Raw genomic sequence first — 7928 nt, 5'->3', positions numbered from 1 at the left:
AACCCCTGGGATCACCGGGCGCTTACGTTCAATCAGCGCGGTAGCCGCTAAAATTGCGGTTTTAGCCCGGAATACGTGCATGTCTTTTGCCTCGCTTGGCCTGATCGATCCGTTGCTGCGCAATTTGCAGGGCCTCAATTATCAGACACCTACGCCGGTGCAGATCAAGGCGATTCCTGCTGTGCTCAGTGGCCGGGACGTCATGGCTGCGGCACAGACCGGCACTGGCAAAACGGCGGGTTTTGCGCTGCCGCTGTTGCAACGGCTGGTGCAACACGGCCCGGCGGTGTCCAGCAACCGTGCGCGTGTCCTGGTGCTGGTGCCCACGCGTGAACTGGCTGAACAAGTGCTGCAAAGCTTTCTCGATTACGGCAAAGGCCTCGACTTACGATTTCTGGCCGCCTACGGCGGTGTGAGTATCAACCCGCAGATGATGAAGTTGCGCAAAGGCGTGGATGTGCTCGTTGCCACGCCGGGCCGTTTGCTAGATCTCAATCGCCAGAACGCAGTGCAGTTTGATCAAGTACAAACACTGGTGCTGGATGAAGCCGACAGAATGCTGGATCTGGGTTTTGCGCGCGAACTGAATGCCGTCTTTGCTGCCTTGCCCGCTCAGCGCCAGACCCTGCTGTTCTCAGCCACGTTTACCGATGATATCCGCGCCATGGCAGCGAGCATTCTGCGCGGCCCGGTCAATATCAGCGTCAGCCCGCCCAATGTCACGGCCAGCAAGATCAAGCAATGGGTGGTGCCGGTGGATAAAAAGAACAAGCCTGACCTCTTCATGCACCTTGTGGCTGAGAACAACTGGGAGCACGCGCTGGTGTTTGTCAAAACCCGCAATGGCGTCGAGTACCTGGCGGCGATGCTGGATGAAGCGGGCTATGCGGTCGACACCATCCACGGCGACAAACCGCAACCCGCGCGCCTGCGTGCGCTGGAGCGCTTCAAGACAGGCGAAGTACAGATGCTGGTAGCCACCGACGTGGCTGCGCGCGGGCTGGATATCGACGACCTGCCGCTGGTGATCAACGTTGATCTGCCGGTCGTGGCGCAAGACTATGTGCACCGTATTGGCCGTACCGGCCGCGCGGGCGCCAGCGGCGTGGCCGTGTCCCTCGTGTGCGCCGATGAAGCGCCGCAACTGGCTGCGATTGAAGCGCTGATCCGGCAAACGCTGCGCCGTGAAGAAGAGCCGGGTTTTGAAGCCGAACATCGCGTGCCGCAAACCAGCGCGACGGGCCAGATCATCAAGAAGCCCAAAAAGCCTAAGAAACCCAAAGTGCCGCAAGCTGCGCCGGGCGCCATGCAGGTGCTCAGCAAAAAACCGAGCCCGCAGATTGGCGAAAACAGACGCAAGGCTCCGGCGCAGCTCGCTGAGGCCGCGGGTAAAGGCACGAGCTTGTCCAGCGGTAATCCATTCAGCGTGCAAAAGCCACGCAGCAAACCCGCCAGCAAGCCAGCTGAGGGTTCACGTAAGCCGGCTGGCAAACCTGCTGGTCGCCGCAGGAAACACCAACCCTGATCCGTGGGGATGAGTAACGCCGGCCTTAGAACAGACTGGAGGTTTGCGGACCGCCGGCAGGCAGAGGCGCGCCTTCGGCGTGCATCAGGTGGAGGTAACGGCGCACGGAATCTAGGATCCTTAACAACTTCGGGTTCGAACGGACGTTGAAATTGTGCATAGCGACCCTCCGATCGGGGTCGTCTCTGGCAAATGTGTTCGCTTCTCACAAGAAAGCTGACAATTGATCGGCTCATCGCGAACTCTCGCCTTGGGTCGAGTGCGGGAGTTCGTGCCACGGTAGCCGCAGTTGCCTTGTGCTCGAGATGCGGGTTTCGGCTCCCGGCCAGCTCCAGTCGTTCACCGGCACGGCGAGGCGGACACTCAAACGTCGCCTTCGCCCAGAGAGCGGACTTCTGCCCTCAGAGTACAAGCGTCACGTCATCGGCCTTACTTGGCCGTCGCTCCCCGCAGTTGAGGCCGTTCGGCAATGCCCGGTCCTGAACGGCCTGAATAGCAGCGTCAATCCTCGCCACGCCCGAGCCATTGCCGGGAGTCGTGCCTATGCCCATCCGGCCTTTGCCACCCCCTCTTCGCCGTACGTACACATCGCCGCGCTTCCCCTTGGCCGAACGCCTTCGAGGCTTGCCGGCAACAAGATCGACATTCGACTGCCAAAGGAAGAATCCAAGCGGCGCGCGACGACAGCGCTAAGCAGATCGCTATCCAGGAATGAGGTGTATCCGCTGCCGTCGGCCTCAGGCTACCTCAGGGCACGGCGCATTGCCGGCGCGGCCGTTGTCGTCGTCACGCACCTGCGCGTGCGCGGCTTCCGGCTGTGCGTCGTCGTGGAGCAACGCAGCGGGATATGTAGCCGGTTGCCAGTTGCAACTCCCCCAAGACCCTTTGTGTTGCGGCCACAAGGGAGTCGCTCGTCGATACGACTCAGTTAGGCGAATCAGAAGTGGTGGCGAATACCAAGCATTACCATTGTCTGATTCTTTGTGCTGGCATCATTGCCAAAGTCGGCAATGGATGCCGTCGCGGCCACCAACTGACCGGTTTGTGCGTCAATTGTGTTGCCGGAGGCCTTTTGATAGGCCGCCAGAGCATACAAGTCAGTGCGCTTGGACAACGAGTAGGCCGCGCCAAGACTCACCTGGTTGTAGCTGGCGTCGACATTGTTGCCGCTGCCCTTCGTGTAGTTGTAGCCGACCCCGAGCTGGATGGCAGCGTTCAACTGGTAGTTAACGAACGCCTGCGCCGTGTTGAACCTGGTGCCGTTGTTCGAGCCTGGGGCAGCCGCGTAGTTGCCGTAGTCAACGTTGCTATAGGCAGCGCCCAGCGTAACCGGACCGATTGCATAGGTACCGGCGGCGCGGACGATTTGCAGCGTGGTCGCAGAAATAAACGCACCGTTGATGGCCGTCGAGTCGAGACCGGTCGGAGTAAGGCCATCGTATGCCGAGGACGTACCATTGTTGTTCGCGCGAAGATAACCGGCAGCCAAATTGAAGGGGCCATGGTTATAGGCCGCCGCAATCGCGTAGGTCTGTCCGCCGCTAATTTCGCCGGCTTCCCCGCCGAAGGCATACATGGCTGACACATGGAGGCCGGCATAAGTCGGGCTGGCGTATTTGATCGAGTTGTTGACACGGGAACTGCTGTCGTAGTTGTCCATGTCACCGGGTGTTGCAAAGGCCGAGCCGTATGTATCGTCCTCTGTCAGCGGTTGGATCAGGTCAACGAGCGGGTCGTATTGACGGCCCATGGTGACAGTGCCGAAACGCTTGTCAGCAAGACCAACCATTGCGGTACGACCGAACATCCGCCCGCCCTGGCCGGCTTCGCCGTTGTTCACGTTAAATCCGGCTTGCAGATTGAAGATGGCGGACATGCCGCCACCGAGGTCCTCGTTACCTTTCAAACCCCAGTTATCGCCTGTAAGCGTGCCCGATTCCATCTGAAACGTTCCACCCGAGCCGTGCGTTCCCTTCTGATTACTAAAGTAGGCGACCGCCGTGTCGATCGTACCGTACAAGGTGACACTGCTTTGGGCGTGCGCTGCGGATGAAACCACAACGAGAGCGGCGAGTGGGAGAGGCTTTTATTTCATAATCTGTTCCGATGTGAATGTGCCACTGTCTTGTAAGGTCGTCGCCTCGCATGCCACTTCGCGGGTGCATCAATATGGCGTGAGCTTCGTTCCGATCACCGGGGCCATCGGATCTGTCCGGGTTCACGTGATAAGGCATCCTGCATTTGTTTTGATCGAACAGGGTGCCTTTCAACGGTCATATCTATTGACCATTGCGCCCGTTCAATTCACACGAGTGGCGCTGTCGGGCGGTACCGGTAACGATCTAAACGCGAAGTTAGGTTGTCAATTTTTCAGTGTCATCGTTTTGAACTGAAAGAGTGAATTTCACCCGGCGGGGGAACCTAAACACTTGTGACCGTTGTACCTTGCGGAAGCTGCCAATCCGATGGCGCCTGGTCCAGAGGCCGGAGCGGGTCGGCTAGCGTCGGATGCGGATTGATTTGCGGCGTTCTGCTTTATCTCTTTGGCATCGGGCTGCGCTTGCGCTTGGCCAGTTGGAGTCGTTCGCCGACAGGCGAGCGACGGCTGCTCGTTGGCTGCGGAGCGGTCACTGCCAATGCGCTAAATAGCGAGACTGTCGTCGTACTCGGTCCGACCGAAATCGATGCCTCATTCGTCGCGCTCGTCACTTCAACTGCCTGCGGCTACGGCTGCATCTTTCGACGCATCCATTTGAGCGATTGGTACACTGATGTGCTGCCTCCTCGGGTGGCGAGACCGCAAACGGTACTCATGCCTCGAGGCGCCCGAAGGGCTTCGTTGATTTATCGACCTGCGAAAAATCATCGAGAGGTGCAGTCGCTGTTCGAACATGCGAAGCTCGAAAGCACAGTCCGGTGCTCGGCCGTGGGACGGACGATGCTTCGTCGCCCGCGTCTTTCCTGAATGTCCGCCGCGGCCGTGCGTTTCTCGACTGTCTCGAAGACGATATATGTCCTCTGATTTTCCTACCAGCCTGCAGTTCGACGGCATCGCAGAGTTCGCGGCGGTTGCGCGACTTGGCACGTTTACCTCTGCAACCGATGAGCTTGGCCTCACCAAGTCCGCGGTCGCTCGCGCAGTTTCGCGCCTTGAGGCACGACTTGGCGCGAAGCTACTTCACCGCACGACACGCCGTCTTACGCTGACTTCCTATGGCGAAGCGTGGCTGGAACATTGCGCGGCCGCACGGGATGAGCTTGAACGAGGCGAGAACCTTCTGAAGCTCGCGCAGAACAACCCGGCGGGCCAGGTTCGCATCGATCGTCCGACCGTGTTCGGTCGGCTATACGTGATGCCGGTCTTGCTGGAGGTGGCGACCGATGTCCCGCCTTTCAGCTCAACGTCAGTTTCACCGGCCGGCTGGTCGATTTGACCGATGATGGCATCGACATCGATCTCGCCGTGCGCATTGGTGAACCAGGCGACTCTACCGATCTGGTCGCTCGAAGGCTCGGCGTGCAACAGATGGTTATTTGCGGATCGCCGGCGTATGTCGCTGCACGTGGCGCGCCCCGGCAGGCGGCCGACCTTGCCGATCACGATTGCATTGGCGGCCAGCATTCACCGCGTCGAATAGCCTGGCTGCTCAAGCAGCCTGACGGCGCAGTCGTTCCGCATACGGTACCGATCAAACACACGGTGTGCGACTTCGAGATGATGCTGGCGACGATCAAGGCGGGACATGGGCTCGGTCAGCTCCCGCTATGGATGGTCCACCATGACATCGGAAGCGGCCGTCTTGTCACCGTGCTCGACAGGATGTCGGGCGGCGAGATACCCATCAACCTGTTGTGGGCCCGAACACCCGCGTTGCCGGCGAAAGGTCGCGTTATTGTCGATGCCCTGCTCGACCGCGCGCGTCAATTTCCGATAGCGGCGCCCGGGCGATAAGCCGCTTTCCTCGTGTTCGGTTCGCGAAGTCGGAGAAACACGCTACGCTCGAGCAGGGCGGAAGATACGACGTCGTCCTATGCGCAGACGCCATAGTCCGTGTAGCCCTTGGCTCCCGCCGTATAAAACGTACGCTCATCCCATGAATTGAGCGGCCAGTTGTTGCGCAGGCGCTCGACCAGGTCTGGATTCGCGATGAAGGGCTTCCCGATCGCAATCAGATCAGCCTCTCCCGAATCGATAGCTGCCTGTCCATTATCCCGGAGATAGCCGCCGGCGAGGATCAACGGACCCCGAAAGGCGCTGCGAAACGCCTGGAGAAAATTTTTGGGAATCGAGACGTCGTCAGCCCACCGGGTTTGGTCGCTGATGTGCACATAGGCGATGCCGCGCTTCGAAAGCTCGGACGCAAGCGTCAGGTACGTCTCGGCCTCGTCGTCGAAGGCCGGCATTTCGTTGTAGCGGCCGAAGGGCGACAGGCGGATGCCAGTGCGCTCGCCACCGATGGCGTCGACAATCGCATCGGCCGTCTCGAGCGTGAAGCGAAGCCGATTCGCAATCGAGCCGCCGTACCGGTCGTCGCGGGTGTTGAGCGCTCCGTTAATGAACTGGTCATGAAGATAACCGTTGGCACCGTGGATCTCGACGCCGTCGAATCCACCTTCGCGAGCATTGCGCGCAGCCTGAGCAAACACACCGACGATCTGCGACACCTCCTCGGTGCGCAACGCGCGAGGCTTGCCTTGCAACAGAAAGGCTGGCCGGCCATTCTCATCGAACGCCATTGAAATCGCTTTTGTCGCCCCAGTGTCGGTAGAGCTGACCGTGCGCTGGCAATTCGGTTGATGTGAAACGTGACTCGCGCGGCCACCATGCCTGAGCTGCCCGAAGATCACCCCGCCATGATGATGAACTTCCCCCGTTACATGGCGCCAGGCTTCGATCTGGGTCCGGGTGTAGAGACCGGGCTCGAACGCCCAGGTACGAGCCCATTCGCTGATGGCGATACTGCCAGTCACGATGAGGCCGGCCCCCGCGCGCTGCGCAAAATAGCGGGCTGTATCGGCCTCTGGCGCCCAGTCCGGGTTGCGCGCGCGAGCGCTCCATCGGCGACATGACGACACGATTCTTGAGGTGGAGCGGCCCGAGATCGTACGGATCGAACAAGGAAGACATAGCGCTAACCCATTTAAAGTAGTCAAGGACGGGCTCAGTCTAGGTCGGTGGCTGCAAATGAATAACGGCCTGCGCCTCGACTCAGAGTTGCGTCAGAAGCGACAATGGCGTCCATGTGTGGGTCAACCGTTCGTCCCGACGCGTGCTGCCATCTGCCGTCAAGACCATCCCTGTGAGGATATCGAGTGCGGAAGTTCGCTGTTCCTACCTCGATCTTCCGCAGCCGGCCAACTTCAGACGTTGATCGACGCTTTACACGGGACGTTCGGACGCCCGCTCCGCTCAGACAACCGACCCTGGTTGGCGATCGTTTCTGACGTCTCCATGGCGATTCGACCCGCTTGCGGTCACCCGCGCCGACGCTGCCGCTGATGCTCGCGCTGCATGCGCCGCTACGGAACACTGAACGCTAGCGTTCTAGCTGCCCGAGAAATTGCAGGAGCAATTCGTTAACCTGATCAGCACTTTCTTCCGCCGCAGCATGGCCCACGCCGGGTAGCAGCACCTTCTTCTGCAGTCCGGGTAGGTAGGTGTCGAGCCGGTCGTAGATCCCGCGGATTTCGACCGGTTCAAGGGAAGGGTCGGCAGCGCCACCGATAAACAGGCTCGGCTGGCGGACCACCGCGCCGTCCAGAAACGAGGTGATTTCCCAGTTCCGGTCGCGACAGCGGTAGTGGTTCAGGGCACCGGTAAATCCTGTGCGCGTGTATTCCGCGACGTAGTAGTCGATCGCTCGAGCGCTCAACCATGACGGGAACTCCTTCGGCTCAGTGAAGGCGTTGAGAATCGGCTCACCGGGTTCGACGAACAGGCGCCACCGTTCGGCTCCGACGGCGCTGCCGGAGACCGAGTAGAAGACGCTGCGCAATGTCTTGCGCGGATCGCTGGCCAACTCGCGATCCGGCTTGCCGATCTGCTGGAAATACAGGTGGTGGTACACCCTGCCTTTCGCCATTTCCCGCAAGCCGACGGTTGGTTTGACCTTCCCGCGCGGTGGCACCGGGGTATTGAGCATCACGAGGCCACGGAACAGATCCGGCCTCAGCATGGCCGCCGCTTGAGCCACCCATGCGCCCAGGTCGTGTCCGACGATCACCGCGTTCGTTTCACCCAGAGCCTTCAACAAGCCGACCATATCGCCGACTGACTGGCTCACGTCGTAGGCTTCGATGGAATCCGGCCGATCTGTTTGCCCGAATCCCCGTTGATCGGGGACGACGACCCTAAAGCCGGCCTTGGCCAAAGCTACGATCTGGCGCCGCCACATGTACCACA

General features: G+C 60.2%; 5 protein-coding genes and 1 pseudogene. 3 read left to right on the top strand and 3 right to left on the bottom strand.

The genetic code is table 11. The features are described 5' to 3' along the window. Positions 1 to 79 precede the first annotated feature (79 nt). On the top strand, positions 80 to 1525 hold the full coding sequence (locus BG61_RS37170) for a DEAD/DEAH box helicase (protein WP_035930751.1): 1446 nt from the start codon (positions 80 to 82) through the stop codon (positions 1523 to 1525). 937 nt (positions 1526 to 2462) lie between these two features. Here the strand turns inward: BG61_RS37170 and BG61_RS37165 are convergent. Continuing rightward, positions 2463 to 3599, bottom strand: a pseudogene (locus BG61_RS37165) (porin); the annotation flags it as partial. Between the two features lie 937 nt (positions 3600 to 4536). Between BG61_RS37165 and BG61_RS44500 the strand changes: the two are divergent. Beyond that, positions 4537 to 4959, top strand: a complete 423-nt coding sequence (locus BG61_RS44500; protein WP_232256120.1) for a LysR family transcriptional regulator — start codon at positions 4537 to 4539, stop codon at positions 4957 to 4959. Next, positions 4956 to 5477 carry a LysR substrate-binding domain-containing protein gene (locus BG61_RS44495; protein WP_232256123.1) on the top strand — a complete coding sequence of 174 codons (522 nt, stop codon included), beginning with the start codon at positions 4956 to 4958 and terminating at the stop codon, positions 5475 to 5477. The genes BG61_RS44500 and BG61_RS44495 overlap by 4 nt, the downstream gene beginning before the upstream one ends. Positions 5478 to 5554: 77 nt before the next feature. Here the strand turns inward: BG61_RS44495 and BG61_RS37155 are convergent, their stop codons facing one another. Continuing rightward, positions 5555 to 6601: an alkene reductase gene (locus tag BG61_RS37155; protein WP_129572129.1), complete on the bottom strand. Its 1047-nt coding sequence runs from the start codon at positions 6599 to 6601 to the stop codon at positions 5555 to 5557. A gap of 461 nt (positions 6602 to 7062) precedes the next feature. After that, positions 7063 to 7928, bottom strand: an 866-nt coding sequence (locus BG61_RS37150) for an alpha/beta fold hydrolase (protein WP_035943153.1), incomplete at its 5' end; no start/stop codon positions are given.

The organism is Caballeronia glathei (assembly GCF_000698595.1).
Taxonomy (GTDB): domain Bacteria; phylum Pseudomonadota; class Gammaproteobacteria; order Burkholderiales; family Burkholderiaceae; genus Caballeronia; species Caballeronia glathei.
This window is presented reverse-complemented; position numbering and strand designations above follow the sequence as displayed.

Bases quoted from the DNA above. Each gene is read 5' to 3' on its own strand.
- BG61_RS37170 (WP_035930751.1), top strand. From the start codon at position 80: ATGTCTTTTGCCTCGCTTGGCCTGATCGATCCGTTGCTGCGCAATTTG.
- BG61_RS44500 (WP_232256120.1), top strand. From the start codon at position 4,537: ATGTCCTCTGATTTTCCTACCAGCCTGCAGTTCGACGGCATCGCAGAG.